Below are 549 nucleotides of genomic sequence, written 5' to 3' on the forward strand. Positions count from 1 at the left end.
GTCTTGCCGGTGGGTTCGAGGTGGACCTTGACGGTGTATTCCTGCACGAACTTGCCGGGACTGGTCTCGATGCGGCGCAGGTCGTAGTTGATGAGGCCCTTGTAGGCCTCGATCTTCGACGGCGTGCTGTCGGTGCGCACGTCGCGCACGTCGAGGTCGACGGTGCGGACGTCGGTGTCGTTGCGTCGGTCGGCCCAGGTGCTGCGGTCGGCTGGGTTGTCCGGGTTGGACCAGTCCGCGGTCCTGGCGGGGTCGTGACGCCACGACTCGTCGCTCAGGACGTCCTTGCCCCGGTGTGATTCCGGGGTCGGCGGCGTCATCGCCGGCGGCGCGCCACCGCCGCGGACCTTCTTCGGCGCCTTGGTGGTTTCCGGAGCAGGACTGGGCGAGCTCGTCTCCGCGCCGCTACGGCTGCCCTCCGCCACGGACGACTCCGCGGGCAGCGGGGGCAGCGGCTTCTGGCTCACGCCCGCTGCGGTGCTGGTGGTGTCGCGGGGCGGCGTGTCGGTGGCTGCGTCGGCGGGTGGGGTGTTCGTAGTCGCGTCGCCG

The 549-nt window shown here is 71.0% G+C and carries 1 protein-coding gene; it reads right to left on the reverse strand.

Annotation, left to right across the window (positions count from 1 at the left end):
- Window positions 1-467 (reverse strand): hypothetical protein (locus L6E10_RS38375; RefSeq protein ID WP_236225065.1); only part of this gene is annotated, 467 nt, incomplete at its 3' end.
- Window positions 468-549 lie beyond the last annotated feature (82 nt).

The organism is Lentzea sp. CC55 (assembly GCF_021056325.1).
Lineage (GTDB): Bacteria > Actinomycetota > Actinomycetes > Mycobacteriales > Pseudonocardiaceae > Lentzea > Lentzea jiangxiensis.